This is a genomic window from Kosakonia sp. (genome assembly GCF_032104925.1).
In the GTDB taxonomy this organism is placed as follows: Bacteria; Pseudomonadota; Gammaproteobacteria; order Enterobacterales; family Enterobacteriaceae; genus Kosakonia.
Genome location: NZ_DAMCGF010000001.1, coordinates 358687 through 374411, shown reverse-complemented (window position 1 = coordinate 374411; position 15725 = coordinate 358687). Strand labels below are relative to the sequence as shown.

Here is a 15725-nt window from a genome sequence, read left to right as displayed (position 1 = left end):
CCGGGTCAATTACTTCCTGTAAATGAAAATGACTGAATTAAACCAAAAATATATTTACCGGATTGCGTTATATTCTGTGGGTTTCGAATGGTGCCAGAAATCGCACTGCCGATAAATGCAGAAGAGTTTGTTATGGCATTCTCGATTCGCGTTGCAAAACTAATTGCAATGCTTCTGAGGGAAACACTTAGGATAAACGCCTGCTAATGTTCTCATGTCATTGAGATTTTAAGAGTAAAGAGCTCAACCTTGTAAGCAAGTAAGAATAATCCGAATAAAATTTGTGCATAGCGATGTATTCGAAAATGTGTGATGCAAACAGGACGGGAGAAAGACGATGAACAAAGAAGATGCGTTACTGGCGATATTGGTAAGATATGAACAGCAGCTTCATGATCCCGACATTCGCTGCCAGCCCGACATTGTCGAGAGACTTTTACACCATGATTTTTTTGAGATTGGCCGATCCGGTAAACGATACAGCAGAGAACAAGTGATTGCTGCACTGGCAGATGAGGTCTCTGAGCCGATCGCGTCAGATGATTTTGCATTGTCGATGCACAACAACGGTTATGCATTGTTGACGTATCGAAGTTTTATCCTCGACGGACAAGGCCAGATGGCGAAGCAAACATTGCGGACATCGTTGTGGGAGGTGTGTAAAACAATGCCAGGTCGATGGCAGATGCGCTTTCATCAGGGGACGCCCATGGCGGAATGAATGCTGTAACAGCGTAGGCACTAAGGCAAGAAAAACAGAGATAAATGACCACGGCAAATGATGATGGCAAACCGCTGGATTCTGTCTAATACCACCTTAGTGCGCATAATGTATATTATGTTAAATGAAGTATAACCAGATAACCCACGGCCAAGGCCAGTCTTGCCTGAGCTATCGGTTCCACTACACTCACCTCTTTTTGCAGCGCACTGTCGATTCGCGACCTTCACCTTACATAGGTCTGGTTTTGCCCGGCGCTTAGTCGTGCTTAGTCGTAATGAGTTTTGTGGTTTGAAAACGACACCGTTGCCAGCAGCGCAGCATCTCCTTGCGTCCTGGATTTACTGCGCTGTTTGTTCATTCGCGGTACCTGCTTCAGAACAACGAAAAGTGCTGCGCAATTTGCCAGCCGATCGAAAGCCCAACAACGCAGGCCATGTGACATTATTTCCAGGGAGCCCGACCCGGCTGCGCCCGACGAAGCGTGACGCGCAGAGACGTTTTGCAGACAATAAAAAAGCCGACAACATCGCTGCTGTCGGCTTTTTTTTACTTACGAGGCGAATCAGGCAATCAGGCGTTCTGTAACTGCTGACCACAGGCAACCACACTTGCCAGCAGAACTTTGACGTCCTCCAGACAAACGGTCGGGTTCAGCAATGTCAGCTTCAGGCAGGTCACCCCGTCCGCTTCCGTTACACCAACGTTGGCGCTCCCGGAGGCCAACAGTGCATCGCCGATACGCTGGTTCAGCAACGCAACGCTTGCCGTATCACCCTTTTCCGGGCGGAAACGGAACAATACGCTGGCCAGTTGCGGCTGCATCACCAGTTCCAGCTGCGGCTGTTCGGCAACAAACTGCGCCACTTGCTGCGCCAGCGTGACGCCGTTGTCAATAATTTCGGCGTACTGCTTTTTACCCAGCGCTTCAAGACCCATCCACAGCTTCAGCGCATCGAAACGGCGCGTTGTCTGCAATGATTTCGACACCAGGTTTGGTACGCCCTGCTCTTCGTCAAAGTCAGAGTTCAGGTAGGCCGCCTGGTAACGCATTAACTGATAATGGCGCGCATCTTTCAGCAGGAACGCGCCACAGCTGATGGTCTGGAAGAATTGCTTATGGAAATCCAGCGTCACGGAATCCGCCAGTTCAAGGCCATTGAGGAAATGGCGATACTTCTCAGAGAGCAGCAACGCGCCGCCCCAGGCCGCATCAACGTGAACCCAAATCTGCTGTTCAGCGGCCAGCGCGGCGATGTCCGCTAACGGATCAATCGCGCCCGCATCGGTGGTGCCGGCGGTAGCAACAATCGCCATTACCTGCTCACCGTTGGCTTTCGCCTCGGCCAGTTTCTGCGCCAGATCGTTAACATCCATGCGCGAAAACGCATCCGTTTTTACCAGCGTCACGGACTGGTAACCCAGCCCCATCAGCGCCATGTTCTTCTGCACTGAAAAATGTGCATTTTCAGAACATAACACTTTAATTTTGCTGAGGTTACCGGTTAAGCCGTGCTGCTGAACGGAGTGACCCTGGCGTGCAAAAAAGGCATCGCGCGCCAGCATCAAGCCCATCAGGTTGCTCTGCGTCCCGCCGCTGGTGAACACGCCCGCGTCACCAGCCGGGTATCCCACCTGAGCACGCAACCATTCGATGAGTTTCATCTCGATGATGGTTGCCGACGGGCTCTGATCCCACGAATCCATGCTCTGGTTCGTGGCGTTGATCAGCACTTCCGCCGCCTGGCTAATTACCAGGCTCGGACAGTGGAGGTGCGCCACGCACTGCGGGTGATGCACGGACAAGCTGTCTTTAAGGAAATACTCAACGGCGCGCTCAATAGCGGCCTGGTTGCCCAGGCCCGGAGACGTGAATTCTAAATTGATGCGCTCACGTAATTCCGCGACAGTTTTGCCCTGATACATTTCAGGTTGCTTGAGCCACTGCACAACAGCTCGCGTGCTCTGCTCAATGGCTTCCTGATAGGCAGCAATACTCTGCGCGGAACCAGAGAGAATCGGATTTAAATCAGACATTCGCTCACTTACTCCGATTAAACAGGCTTCACGCCAGCGCTCAGCAGCGCGTTTTCAAATTTATCGAGGAAAATTTCCAGCTCAGCATTGCTGATAAGCAGCGAAGGCAGCAGGCGCAGTACGCAACCGCCACGGCCGCCACGCTCGAGGATCAGACCTGATTCGAAGCATTTTTTCTGCAACAGTGCAGAAAGCTCACCGTCTGCCGGGTAGCAACCCATGTGATCCTGCGCTTCGTGCGGCTTAACGATCTCAATACCGATCATCAGGCCCAGGCCGCGAACGTGACCGATAACCGGGAAACGTTTTTGCATTTCAGCCAGTTTGCCTTTCAGCCATTCGCCCTGCTCTGCCACTTTATCGGCAATGCGATCTTCTTTGAGGATCTTCAGCGTAGTGAGGCCTGTTGCCATCGCCAGCTGGTTGCCACGGAAGGTACCGGTATGGTGGCCCGGCGCCCAGGCGTCGAACTGTTTTTTGATACCCAGTACCGCCAGCGGCAAACCGCCACCGACCGCTTTGGACATCACAATGATGTCCGGCTCAATACCGGCGTGTTCGAAGGCGAACAGTTTGCCAGTACGGGCGAAACCAGCCTGCACTTCGTCCAGGATCAACATAATGCCGTGTTCCTGGGTCACTTTACGGATACGCTGCAGCCACTCGATCGGCGCCGGGTTCACGCCGCCTTCGCCCTGCACCGCTTCCAGGATCACAGCAGCCGGTTTACGCACGCCGCTTTCAACGTCGTTGATCAGGTTTTCGAAGTAGTAAGTCAGCGCTTTGACACCGGCTTCGCCACCGATACCCAGCGGGCAACGATACTGGTGCGGATAAGGCATAAACTGCACTTCCGGCATCATGCCGTTTACCGCTTCTTTCGGCGACAGGTTGCCCGTCACGGAAAGCGCGCCGTGCGTCATGCCGTGGTAACCGCCAGAGAAGCTGATAATCCCGGAACGACCGGTCACTTTTTTCGCCAGCTTCAGCGCCGCTTCCACGGCGTCCGCGCCGGAAGGCCCGGTGAATTGCAGGCAATATTCTTTGCCCTGACCCGGCAGCAAAGAGAGCAGATATTCTGAAAACTCATCTTTTAACGGCGTGGTCAGGTCGAGCGTATGTAACGGTAAGCCACTGGTAATGACACTTTGGATGCTTTGAATCACATCAGGATGATTATGGCCCAGCGCCAGAGTACCGGCGCCTGCAAGGCAGTCAAGGTATTGATTATTCTCAACATCGGTGATCCAGACGCCCTGCGCTTTGGCAATCGCTAACGGCAATTTACGCGGATAGCTTCTGACATTGGATTCAAATTCGGCCTGTCTTGCTAAAAAGGTCTCATTGCTTTGCGGGAATGATTTAGCACTCAAAGAATCAATACGGACTTTATCCGTCATCATATCTCTCCTACAACCTGGGTTGATTTAACACCGGGTTGAATAAGGGTTTAAGGGGGCTTGTAAAAAACGCGGCTAATATATGTGTTTTCAGCAGCGGACTCAATCTTTTATTTTGTCAGGCTATTTATGTCATTTTCTTTAAAAATCAATGACAAAAAATATTTATGCATGGGGATTGTTCAGCATGAATTGTAACCAATTCTGTTACAAGAATATTCCAGGCAGCATCGGAAACAATGCCATGATAAACCTCGCTTTTTAATATTTGTGCTCTTTTTATGTTATTAGAACGTTATTTAAGCCAAACTTCGCCAGCAAGCACTGAATAAATCATGATATTTTCCATTGGTTTATTGCAAATGGTAAGGAAAATATCGATTCAGCGAGTTAAATCACTTACTATGCCCCGCGATAAAAACCCTGAGGCGAAAAAAAGGAAGCATCTATTTAATCATTAATGCGTATCACACCCGGTAACTCGTGAGAGGCAATACAGGTTATCGACAACGGGAGCAGAATCCTGGGTTGTAAAAAGAAATGTTCGCGGGCGGACATTTCGTAAGGCGAAGCATGCTTCCCTTATGCCGAGAATGAAAATTTTCATGCCATAAAATTATGGCGCCCTGATATGAGATTGTTATGACTCGCATTTATCCACACACCATCGTTGCCAAATTTGGCGGAACCAGTGTCGCCGATTTTGACGCGATGAGCCGCAGCGCCACCATTGTCCTTGCTGATAAAGACGTTCGTCTGGTTGTTTTATCTGCCTCCGCTGGCGTCACCAACCTGTTAGTTGAACTTTCAGGTGGTCTGGAAAGCAGCGTTCGACAAGATAAGATCGACACCCTGCGCACCCTGCAATACAACATTATTTCTCGCCTGAAACAGCCAGAAGCCATCGGCCAGGAGATCGACCGCCTGCTCGATAATATCAGCCATCTTGCGGCCATGGCCGTTGATTCCCGGTCAGACGCGCTGTGCGATGAACTGGTGAGCCACGGGGAGCTGATGTCTTCCCTGCTGTTTGTGGAGGTTCTGCGCGAACGCGACGTCGAAACGCAGTGGTTTGACGCGCGCAAAGTGATTCGCACGAACGACACGTTCGGCTGCGCGGTACCCGTTATAAGCGAGATTGCAGAACGGGTGGAAAAGCATTTGCGCCCGCGCATTGCACAGTCGCTGGTGATCACGCAAGGCTTTATTGGCAGCGACGCGGCGGGGCAAACCACCACGCTCGGCCGTGGCGGCAGTGATTACACCGCTTCATTGCTGGCGGAAGCGTTGCAGGCAGCGCGAGTGGATATCTGGACCGATGTCGCCGGGATTTATACAACCGATCCCAGAATCGTTGCCCAGGCAAAACGCATTGATACGCTCTCATTCTCTGAAGCCAGTGAAATGGCGACCTTCGGCGCGAAAGTGCTGCATCCGGCAACACTGTTGCCCGCGATGCGTAAAAATATTCCGGTCTTTGTCGGTTCAAGCGCCCAGCCGCGCGCGGGCGGAACGCTGGTCTGCCGTGACACGCCCGAACCGCCACGTTACCGTGCGCTGGCCGTTCGTCGCCAGCAAACGCTGTTAAAGTTATCCAGCATTGATGCGCAGCCGGCACACCGCTTTTTAGCCGAGATGTTCAACATTTTGTCGCGTCATGATGTGGCGATGGATCTGGTGACAACTTCGGAAGCCAGCATTGCGCTTATCCTCAACTCCACCGGCTCTACGTCCGGTGAAGCGGACACGCTGACTACCGCGCTGCTTACCGAACTGTCATCGCACTGCCATGTCGAAATCGAGACCGGTCTGGCGTTAGTCTCGCTTATTGGTAACACGCTCTCGCAGGCTCCGGCGGTATGCAAAGAGGTGTTCGCCGAACTGGAAAACCATTCCGTGCGGATGATTTGCCACGGTGCCTCCAGCCATAATCTTTGCTTCCTGCTCCCCGCAGAATGCGCTGACAGCGCCGTGAAAACGTTACACCGTAACTTGTTAGAATAACGGCGGTTAACGGGCCCCGCACGCGGGCAACGCTCAGTGCTGGCAGCGCGTCTGCCAGCACTTACCTCAAGAGCAATCACCCGCCACTTTCTCCCTTTTTCCACTGATACCGTCACGCTCAGAGTCCGCCTTACTCAAGGTGACCGGAACGCAGAAAGTCGCCTGTGCCTGTCTGGACGGTAACGTTTAGCGGCGCAAAGCCCGTGACGCTTAGCGGGCTTTCTTGTAACCTTCCGCAACACTTTTCCTGAAAACCGGACTTCACATGGCCGCTCATATTTCAAAAGATCCTTTGCACGGCGTGACGCTTGAAATGCAGGTTAACGCGCTGGTTGCCCGCTACGGTTGGCTCGAACTCGGCAAACGCATCAATATTAATTGCTTTAAAAACGATCCAAGCGTTAAATCCAGTTTGAAATTTTTGCGACGCACGCCCTGGGCGCGCGCGGAAGTTGAGGCGCTGTATCTCGAATCGCTGGAAGAGCGCGCCCCGGCCAAATCAGACGAACCAGCGTTTTACCCGTGGACCCGCGGTCGAACGCCTAAGAGCTAATTTTCAGATGTCACTACAAAAGTCAGGCGTGCTTATTGCCACTGCGCTTTTACTCGCCAGTTGCGCCTCGAAAGCGCCGAAATCACTCGTCACACCGTTGCCGCCGGTGGCCAAACAACCACTCGCAACAACGCCTGCAAAAAATACACAACCCGTACGCGGTATCTGGCTGGCGACCGTGTCGCGTCTCGACTGGCCGCCGGTAAATTCGGTCAATATGAGTGCTGCGTTGCGCATTAGCCAGCAGCAAGAGGCGCTGAGAAACAAGCTGGATAAGCTAAAAAGCCTTGGCATCAATACCGTCTTTTTCCAGGTCAAACCCGACGGCACCGCGCTATGGCCGTCAAAGATTTTACCCTGGTCAGATATGCTGACCGGCACGATTGGGCAGGATCCGGGTTACGATCCGCTGCAGTTTATTCTCGATGAAGCGCACAAGCGCGGCATGAAAGTGCACGCCTGGTTTAACCCCTACCGCGTTTCGGTTAATACCAAACCGTCGACCACCGCGGAACTCAACCGTACCTTATCCCTGCATCCGGCCAGCATTTTCGTGCTGCATCGTGACTGGATCCGCACGGCAGGCGACCGTTTTGTGCTCGATCCCGGCATTCCGGAAGTGCGCGACTGGATAACCAGCATCGTGGCAGAAGTGGTGGCACACTACCCGGTCGATGGCGTTCAGTTTGACGACTACTTCTACTCTGAAACCCCGAGTTCTGCGCTGAATGACAGCCAGACTTACCGGCAATATGGCCAGGCGTTCAGTTCAAAAGCAGACTGGCGGCGCAACAATACGCAGCAGTTGATTGAGCAGGTTTCACGCACCATCCGACAACTCAATCCCAATGTCGAATTCGGCGTGAGCCCGGCGGGAGTCTGGCGTAACCGCTCATTTGACGCCGCCGGTTCCGATACGCGTGGTGCCGCGGCGTATGACGAATCGTTCGCCGACACGCGCCGCTGGGTGCAACAAGGGTTACTGGATTACATTGCCCCGCAAATCTACTGGCCATTCGCGCGCGATGCGGCGCGTTACGATGTGCTGGCAAAATGGTGGGCGGATGTCGTGAAACCGACAAAAACACGCCTCTACATCGGCGTGGCGCTGTATAAGGTGGGGGAATATTCGAAGAATGAGCCCGACTGGACAGTCAACGGCGGCGTGCCTGAGCTGAAAAAACAGCTCGATTTAAACGAATCGCTGCCGCAGATTAACGGCACGATTTTGTTCCGCGAAAGTTATCTGGAACAGCCGCAAACCCAGCAGGCAGTGAATTATTTGAAGAGCCGCTGGGGTGGTTAAGCAGGACAAATTTCGGGTGATAAAGGCATTCAGTGCCACCGCATCCGTTTATAAAAAACGCAGGGATTAGGGGAGACATAATGATGCCAGGCATTTACGCATTGGATGTGAAGTATGATTTTCATGCAGTTGGTCAAGGTCTTTTCAGCACTGGATTGCTCGCGTGTGGACACGTTGAATTTCGATGGGTGTATGACTGCGGCACCGTTTCTGCTCAGCATCTTCTCACCACGCAAATTGATTGCTATCACCGACAGCTTCCTCATCCACCCGAAGCACTGCCATTTATCGATTTGTTAGTTATTTCGCACTTCGATAAAGATCATATCAGCGGTGTGGTCGAATTATTACAACACTGTAATGTTCGCAATGTTGTTCTGCCGTATATGCCTTTGTGGCAACGGTTGGTGATTGCGTTTGAAGAGCGCAGCGGCCCACGATCTACGCTCACGCAGTTCCTGCTTGATCCGGTGGGATTTTTGCGCAATGCCAGTCGCGGCGCGATTGAGCGGATAATACTGGTGATGCCAGTCAACGCGCGCCCTGACGAACCTAATCCCGCGCAAGAACCTATACTCCCGGACGTGCCGCCTGATGCAGAACTTGATGAAATTTCATCAGCGCTCTTGTTTGATGAACTCCCTGAACATGAAGTTCAGAGGGACGAAGAATTAACAGCGATGATCAGCGGTAATACCATGCATGCTGCAGGCTCAGCTCAGGTGGTTGCCGTGCGTTCTGGCGCGGCGTTATCCATCCATAAAATATGGGAATTTGTTCCTTATAATGACGCATCGATGGTGCGTTTTAAAAACGGCAAGTTCGAAAAAGCCGTGCGCATCCATACGAATAATTTAAAAACTTCCACTAAGCGCCAAATTAAAGAAGCGGCATTAGCCGATCTAAAAAAAACCTATACCAACACATTTGGCAGCTCTTCCCGTCATTGTAATGTGATTTCTCTCTTTCTTTATTCCGGTCCGGTATATGGCGCTAGTATTGAGTTGTTTATGCCAGAGGATGAAAAATATCATTCTGACTTAAATCCAAGATATCACCTGCTTGACAGAATCAGTATTCTTTATACTGGTGATGGTTATCTCAACTCTTTAAAAAATATTGATGATTTGATGACAGTGCTTGGCGCTTACCGTTTCAATCAGTTGGCTGCCTTCCAGGTCATGCATCATGGTGCCAGAGGAAACTGGAAAGCCGGGATCGCCGATACTCTGATGCCTGATTACAGTATTTTCAGTTCGGATCCTGAGGCAGCCCGCACAGGTCATCCGCACGCTGAAGTGTTACGGGATTTCTGGAACTATCATCCCATTCAAGTTGATAAAAAGTACTCTGCCCATTTTATTGCACGGGGTTGGTATATTTTCCCTCCTCGAGCCGGCAAGAAAAGAGTTTTTAAAAGAATATAAAAGGGTTTCCTGAAAAATAACGCGGCTATAGTGTTTGTTCTGCATTGCAGGGTAATAACACCTTTTTTACTGACGCAGTTAACCCCCGTTCTCATTTGAACGGAGCTAATCTTACTCTTTTTAATCGAGCGTGAGCGCATCATAAACACTGCGCAGCCTGCTGCGCAGATAGCGCACCGCTTTGTGTTTACGGGATAACAGCGCCTGCATACTGACGCCCGTCTCCTCCACCAGCGCCTTATAACTCAAACCTTCAAGCTCGGTCTTTTCGAACACCTCGCGCTGGGCGGGCGGAAGCTCCGCCAGCGCGCTTTCAAGCTCTTGCCATAACAGTTCGCGCAGATACTCCTCTTCCGGCGTTTGCGGCACGCCAAACAGCGTTTCCGCCAGCTCATCTTCCGCAAAATCGCCCTCATCATCATCGCCGTTGAAAAAACCGGACAATGGCAGCTCACGTTTTTTACGCGCTCTGTCAGTCATTTCATTACGCGCGGCGCGAAACAACCAGGCGGCAACATTTTCCACTGGGTGTTCCACATTCATCAGCTGGTAAGTCACTTCCTGCAAAATGTCGTCGGCGTCATCGCGCACTGCCGTGCGCCCACGAATAAACGCTTTCAGGCGTGAGCGACAGGCATTCAGCGCGTTAACCAGCAAAGACTCGCCGTCCATGGTTTTCACCGTGCTCACTCAGCGTCCGGTTTTTTGGCGCTGCTATCGTCAGGCTGATGGCGGTCATCTGCCCTTTCATCCCAGCGTCCACGCCAGCCGCAGCGATCGCGGCGACCAAACCCTTCACGGCGCTGCTGGATAAAGGCTTCACGCTGCTCCGGCGTCATTTGCATCCAGCGTTCATGCATACGCCGACGCGCCATACCAAACATTCCCCCGTGGAATCCCAGCCCGCCAAAAAGAATGCGGCTCAGCACTAACAGCCCCAGCGCCTGCCAGAAACCAATGCTTTTCACGCCAAGAATGGCCGGTAGCAGCGCGTTCCACAACGACATCACCAGCAGCCCTAACGCGATGAATACCACCACACCAATAATCAGCGGTTTCATCATGCGGTGCCGACCAAAGCCGTGACGGTGTCCGTGTCTGTGCTCATGCATATCAAAATCTCTCATCTTTTTTCTACTCCATCAGGTTAGTGAATAATTGCTTGTGGTGAAGTAGACGGATGAGCGGTAAAAATATTGCCAGGGAAATGCAAATAAATTCCGTCACAGTGCAACAAGCAAACAAGACATTGAAAAATAATGATTTAATTTATCTCAACCGCAAACCGATGGGGATCCTTAACGTCATGTTTCTGAAAGTACTCAGGTTATGACGCGGCACCGGAAGCGGGCGGGATACAGGCAGCCTCAGAAGATCCTCAATACGAATACCGGCTGTTCGATATCCCCGATAAGTCCCTGACGCAACATGTCGACGAATATAATCCCGAAGTTCGGCCCTTTCAGCGTCAGCGTCATGGCGCGGGTTTGCAGGTTATTACAGTTCGCCCAGTTAATGATCGGCGGATTTGGCCGGCTGGTATTTTGCCCGACATAAAAACTCTGCCCCGGTTCAACCTTAATAAACCAGTCAAAGCTGCCGCCAGACGCGCGGGTCCAGCCGTCAACCGTACAGGTTATCGGTGATGATGAAGTATTTTTAAGGATTAACTGACCTGCAAACACGCCAGAGCTGGCAGAGAGAAATAATACGATGGCAAAGACACGCATCGTCATTCGTGAGATGACGCCCATACAAACTCCTCTATTACTGCGGTAGAAAAACAAAAACAGATGCGCAGGTATATTTACCCTGCGCACCAATATATTTCGTTAAAAAGAACAATTAATTTAAAACCTAACTGACGCGATATTCGATATATTCAGACCAGGCTGTTTCGCAAATAAAAACCTCCCGCGCGGGAGGCTTTAGTATTTTATTTTTTCTTGTAAACGTCAGCCGTTGCGTGAATTTTTTTCCTTGTTTGATCGGAGGTGACGACATACACATCGCCGCCCTTTTCATCTGCCAGTTTGCTCAGCGCATGGCGGGCATCCATGGGTGACATTTCGTCGGATGTGGCAATCTCGCCAACCTTTTCATATTGAGAAGAAACTTTATCAAATTCTGCTTTTTCCATTAATTTGGCGGCCCAGGCATTACTCGCCAGTAATGTTAACGCGCTAATAATCACTAAACTTTTTTTGTTCATCAGGCATTCTCCGGATTGATTTGAGATGGCTGTAAATAACAGAAAAGCACAGTCGATCATTTACTCTTTAACGGTAGACCAAGCCAACAATAATTCAATGTCATTAATTAATCGGTTATTTAATCAACATATTAAGCTGAATAAAAAGTGAAACGTGCATATGAAATGTCATATATAATGGCGCGCGTCTTACTTCAGGGTTTACACATTTCAGGAGTCTGGTGATGAAAGATTCACACCTCAACCTGCCGGCGGGCTACTTTGGCATCGTGCTTGGCATTATCGGGCTGGGCTTTTCCTGGCGTTTCGCCGCCACTATCTGGCCGGTCACGCTATTGCCTGCAGATGGCTTAATCATTCTGGCGATGGTCATCTGGGCGCTGTTGATGCTGGCATTTATTAGCCGAATGTTTCGCCACGGCGCGAGCGTGCTGGAAGAGATCTCCCATCCGCTGAAAAGCAGTTTTGTCAGCCTGGCACCGGCAACCTCGATGCTGGTCGCCATTGGCCTTGCGCCGTGGCTGCACACGCTGGCGCTGGGGCTGTTTCTTGTTGCAGTTGTGGCGCAGCTCACCTACTCCGCCTGGCAAACCGCCGGGTTATGGCGCGGTCAGCACCCGAAAGAAGCGACGACGCCGGGGCTTTATCTGCCTACGGTTGCCAATAATTTTATCAGCGCGATGGCCTGCGGCGCGTTTGGTTTTAACGATGTCGGGATGTTGTTTCTTGGCGCCGGGCTCTTCTCCTGGCTGAGTCTTGAGCCAGCTATTCTCAGCCGGATGCGCAACCTTGATGAAATGTCGCCCGCGGTGCGTACATCGCTTGGCATTCAGATGGCGCCTGCATTCGTGGCCTGTAGCGCCTGGCTGAGCGTCAACGGCGGGCAGGCCGATGTGTTCGCCAAACTGTTATTCGGTTATGGCCTGTTACAGATGCTGTTCATGATAAGGCTGATCCCCTGGTACAGTTCGCAGCCGTTTAACCCGTCGTTCTGGAGTTTTTCATTCGGCGTGGCGTCGCTGGCAACCACCTCGATTCGTCTGGGACACGGCACGCCGGGTGGCGCACTGTACTGGATGTCATTCCCGCTGTTTATCGCGGCTAACCTGGTGATCGTGCTGTTGATGGTGAAAACCTTCGCGCTGTTACTGCAGGGTAAGTTACTGATCCGCACGGCGCACAGCTAACGCATCACAGGCGCTTTACGAGGGTGGTTTTGTTACAGCCACCCTCCCGCTCAACGCTCACGTTATCCACGCTAAGCAACATCAGCATTATCCCCCTGCCACTTTCCAGCTCCTGCTCCTCGTCGCTGCCAATTTTTCTCCGCGCTTTGCTCAGGCTGTCTGGTGAAAGGGCGACGCCATCATCTGTCAACTCGACCTGCACAGCATCGTTGTGGCAACTGAATGTCACAGAAAATTCGCGGTGGCTGTCTTCGTTTAACGCATGGCGAATAACATTGGTCGCCGCTTCGCAAACAGCAAGGTCGAGCGCAAAGCGCCACGCATCATCAACGGGCAGCGCCGTCATGTTGCGCTGCAACCACTCCGCCAGCGGAGCTAATGCGCCCAACGTAGCCTCAAGGGTAATCGCCTCACGCATCATGTTTACCTGGCAAGCGCGGCGCAGGCGGCATCGCGGTCTTCGCAGATACGAAACACCCTGTCCATACGCGTCAGAGTGAACATATTGCGGATACCGGGCTTGAGGGCGCAAACCAACATTTCACCCTTGCCATTCATCATTTTCAGTAACGACACCAGCGTGCCCAGACAGCTACTGTCGATAAAGTCGACGCGGCTAAAATCGATGATTAACGCTTTCTGCTCATTTGCCATTTCACGTGAGAGCATCTCCCTGAATGTCGCCGCCACCGACGCATCCAGACGTCTGACAACCGGCGTCATAATGATGGCCTGCGGCAACCGTTCGATCTCAATATTCATGCCCATCCCCTCCGCGCTCGATAATTAACAACGAAACATCATCCGTCATGGTTCTTTCACTCCCGCCGTCATGATTACGCCAGCGCGTCAAATGCTCGCCGAATAACGGCAGCAGCGCCTCAATGGGCTTGCCGGTCTGCTGCTGTAACCAATGTTGTAAGCGTAATTCACCAAACTGCTCATCGCCTGGCCCTTCACACTCGGTAATGCCATCGCTGAACAGGCACAACCGCTCGCCGTTATGCAGACTAAATGCAGTGTCTTCCCACTGCATATCCGGCAGTAACCCGACCGGGGGCCCGCCATTACCCGTCTGGCGGACTTGCCCGTCAGGCGAGACGATAAACGGCGTGGGATGCCCGGCCTGGCACAACGTCCCGCTGCCATCTCGCAGGTTAATAACGCCATAAACCATTGTGAAATAGCTGACTATCTCCGTATCTTCACTGCAAAAACGCGCATTCAGCATCTGCACGACCTTCGCGGGTGACGCCACCTCGCCATGTTCATTAAACAGAAAACGTTCCACCACGCGGCCCTGCAGAAACTGCCGGGCAACCGCCAGCGACATCATCGCCGCACCAACGCCATGCCCGGCGACATCAACAAAATAAAACCCAAGATGGCCATCGAGCGGGAACACATTAAAGATATCGCCGGAGACCCAGGCCGAAGGCAGAAACAGCCAGTCAGCAAAATAGTGTTCATAGCGCAGTTGATGCGCGGGTAATACCGAACGCTGCAACCGCGCGGCCACCAGTAAATCCTGCTCTATCTGGTTTAATGCCTCGCTTAAACGTGTATTGTGCGCGGCAAGGCTTGCTTCCAGCGCCAGAATGCGCGCCCCGGCATGTAAACGCGCCTGAAGCTCGCTCTGGTTGACCGGCTTACTGAGAAAATCATCCACGCCTGCGTCAAAGCCTTCGGTAATGTCATCCGCGCTCTCGCGCGCGGTCAGCAAAATAAGATACACATAGTGACCATACTCAATGTTTCGAATTGCGCGGCACAGCGCCAGGCCATCCATCACCGGCATCTCCCAGTCGCTGATCACCATACTGACGGGCGTTCGCGCCATCATCGCCAGCGCCTCTTCACCGTTCTCCGCTTCACTCACCTGGTAGCCCCACTGTGAAAGCAGATTAACCAGCAAACGGCGATAAACCCGCGAATCATCGACAATCAGTACCCTTTTCTGCTCCATCCTCATGGCTCCTAAAGCGGTAACAACCAGATAAGGCTCACCGTGCCTTCCCGGAATCGTGCATTGCCATTTTTATGACCGGGAAAACGCGTACCGGCGTAGTTGCTGTACTGAATAGAGAGCGAGCCAGGCGCATAGGTGGCGTAACCAAAGCTGTAACTATAATCGCCGTTCCATGGCTGCTGCTGGCTGCTATCAGGGAACCAGAACGCAGTTGCGCGTACGAAAAAGTGCTGTTTAAGGGTGTAGCCGCAGCCGCCAAGCATGACGTTTTTATTGGCTTTCACGCTGTCGCTTTGCGCGTCGTAGTAGCGCGGCACCCAGCTATAACCGAGCTGGCAGGTCAGCGCATCGCCTTTATTAATTAAAAGCTTATTTTCAATGGGCTTTGGCAACGAGAACTTATACGCCAGCGTAAACGCCCCCTGCTCAAAATAGGTGTGCCGTTTACTGCCGGTCGTCCAGAAATGGTTATCGCCGTAGTTACTGTAAACCAGGCTAACGGTGTTCGGGTGCCAGTCGTCATAGCCGAAGCTGTAGCGAAAATCGGTGGTATAGCGGCTGGTATCCCTGACCGGCATGCGGGTGATGACGTTCGCGAACCAGAAACTGTAGGGGGAATATTGCAGGCTCAGATTGAGCGTCTGGTTGATTTTTTTGGTTTGCGAGGCCGATTCCGAATTGTTCGGTATCGTTACCCACTGCTGTTTCAGCCCTGAGTTAAAGCTCAACGCCGCAGAAAATTTATCTTTATTCCCGGCGAACAGACGCCCCCAGCGGCTGTTAATGCCCCCCGCAGGGATCTGCTCGGCGGCTCTCTCCTGCTGACCCGCGTCCTGGCTATGCTCGGCGGCATACGCTGGCGCAAGACTACCGCACAGGACGACCACCAGCCCTATTTTTTCCCGCATA

17 protein-coding genes and 1 pseudogene are annotated in these 15725 nt (G+C 52.2%); 7 read left to right on the top strand and 11 right to left on the bottom strand.

Going from position 1 to position 15725, the window contains the following annotated elements; genetic code table 11:
* Positions 1-5: 5 nt before the first annotated feature.
* Positions 6-204, bottom strand: a pseudogene (locus RT644_RS23600) (hypothetical protein); the annotation flags it as partial.
* A 133-nt stretch (positions 205-337) separates the two neighbouring features.
* Between RT644_RS23600 and RT644_RS01795 the strand changes: the two are divergent.
* Complete coding sequence (locus RT644_RS01795; RefSeq protein ID WP_313625285.1) at positions 338-721, top strand: DUF4440 domain-containing protein; 384 nt, start codon at positions 338-340, stop codon at positions 719-721.
* A gap of 264 nt (positions 722-985) precedes the next feature.
* Entirely contained in the window at positions 986-1309 is a 324-nt protein-coding gene (locus RT644_RS01790; protein WP_313625283.1) for a hypothetical protein, read from the top strand.
* On the opposite strand, the gene RT644_RS01785 is transcribed toward RT644_RS01790, so the two are convergent.
* Positions 1295-2758 carry an aspartate aminotransferase family protein gene (locus tag RT644_RS01785; protein ID WP_313625281.1) on the bottom strand — a complete coding sequence of 488 codons (1464 nt, stop codon included), beginning with the start codon at positions 2756-2758 and terminating at the stop codon, positions 1295-1297. The two genes, RT644_RS01790 and RT644_RS01785, sit on opposite strands and share 15 nt — an antisense overlap.
* A 17-nt stretch (positions 2759-2775) precedes the next feature.
* A complete protein-coding gene (locus RT644_RS01780) occupies positions 2776-4161 on the bottom strand; it encodes a diaminobutyrate--2-oxoglutarate transaminase (RefSeq protein WP_016496095.1) in 1386 nt (461 codons plus the stop codon).
* A gap of 639 nt (positions 4162-4800) precedes the next feature.
* Here RT644_RS01780 and lysC point away from each other — a divergent pair.
* The 4 genes from lysC (at position 4801) to RT644_RS01760 (ending at position 9448) form a co-directional block, all read left to right on the top strand.
* On the top strand, positions 4801-6162 hold the full coding sequence (lysC, locus tag RT644_RS01775; protein WP_045508435.1) for a lysine-sensitive aspartokinase 3: 1362 nt from the start codon (positions 4801-4803) through the stop codon (positions 6160-6162).
* 265 nt (positions 6163-6427) lie between these two features.
* Positions 6428-6715: a VF530 family protein gene (locus RT644_RS01770; RefSeq protein WP_313625278.1), complete on the top strand. Its 288-nt coding sequence runs from the start codon at positions 6428-6430 to the stop codon at positions 6713-6715.
* 7 nt (positions 6716-6722) lie between these two features.
* Positions 6723-8021 (top strand): glycoside hydrolase family 10 protein, encoded by a 1299-nt coding sequence (locus RT644_RS01765; protein ID WP_313625276.1) that lies wholly within the window; start codon positions 6723-6725, stop codon positions 8019-8021.
* An 80-nt stretch (positions 8022-8101) separates the two neighbouring features.
* Complete coding sequence (locus RT644_RS01760; RefSeq protein WP_097406755.1) at positions 8102-9448, top strand: hypothetical protein; 1347 nt, start codon at positions 8102-8104, stop codon at positions 9446-9448.
* A gap of 120 nt (positions 9449-9568) precedes the next feature.
* On the opposite strand, the gene RT644_RS01755 is transcribed toward RT644_RS01760, so the two are convergent.
* The 4 genes from RT644_RS01755 to yahO form a co-directional block, all read right to left on the bottom strand.
* The gene (locus RT644_RS01755; RefSeq protein WP_097406825.1) at positions 9569-10120 is read right to left on the bottom strand and encodes an RNA polymerase sigma factor; all 552 of its coding nucleotides are present in this window, start codon (positions 10118-10120) and stop codon (positions 9569-9571) included.
* Between the two features lie 14 nt (positions 10121-10134).
* A complete protein-coding gene (locus tag RT644_RS01750; RefSeq protein ID WP_249881915.1) occupies positions 10135-10575 on the bottom strand; it encodes a hypothetical protein in 441 nt (146 codons plus the stop codon).
* A gap of 240 nt (positions 10576-10815) precedes the next feature.
* On the bottom strand, positions 10816-11202 hold the full coding sequence (locus RT644_RS01745; protein ID WP_313625272.1) for a hypothetical protein: 387 nt from the start codon (positions 11200-11202) through the stop codon (positions 10816-10818).
* 182 nt (positions 11203-11384) lie between these two features.
* Positions 11385-11660, bottom strand: coding sequence for a DUF1471 family periplasmic protein YahO (gene yahO / locus RT644_RS01740; protein WP_017456766.1), 276 nt, complete (start codon positions 11658-11660; stop codon positions 11385-11387).
* A 224-nt stretch (positions 11661-11884) separates the two neighbouring features.
* Here yahO and tehA point away from each other — a divergent pair, with 224 nt between their 5' ends.
* Entirely contained in the window at positions 11885-12847 is a 963-nt protein-coding gene (tehA, locus tag RT644_RS01735) for a dicarboxylate transporter/tellurite-resistance protein TehA (protein WP_313625270.1), read from the top strand.
* 4 nt (positions 12848-12851) lie between these two features.
* Here the strand turns inward: tehA and RT644_RS01730 are convergent, their stop codons facing one another.
* The 4 genes from RT644_RS01730 to RT644_RS01715 are packed head-to-tail and all read right to left on the bottom strand — an operon-like array spanning position 12852 to position 15724.
* A complete protein-coding gene (locus RT644_RS01730) occupies positions 12852-13268 on the bottom strand; it encodes an ATP-binding protein (protein WP_313625268.1) in 417 nt (138 codons plus the stop codon).
* A 2-nt stretch (positions 13269-13270) separates the two neighbouring features.
* Positions 13271-13609: an STAS domain-containing protein gene (locus tag RT644_RS01725; RefSeq protein WP_016496105.1), complete on the bottom strand. Its 339-nt coding sequence runs from the start codon at positions 13607-13609 to the stop codon at positions 13271-13273.
* Positions 13599-14813, bottom strand: a complete 1215-nt coding sequence (locus RT644_RS01720; RefSeq protein ID WP_097406761.1) for a PP2C family protein-serine/threonine phosphatase — start codon at positions 14811-14813, stop codon at positions 13599-13601. Before RT644_RS01720 ends, RT644_RS01725 begins: the two co-directional genes overlap by 11 nt.
* Before the next feature lie 11 nt (positions 14814-14824).
* Positions 14825-15724 carry a hypothetical protein gene (locus tag RT644_RS01715; RefSeq protein ID WP_097406762.1) on the bottom strand — a complete coding sequence of 300 codons (900 nt, stop codon included), beginning with the start codon at positions 15722-15724 and terminating at the stop codon, positions 14825-14827.
* Between the last annotated feature and the right edge of the window lies 1 nt (position 15725).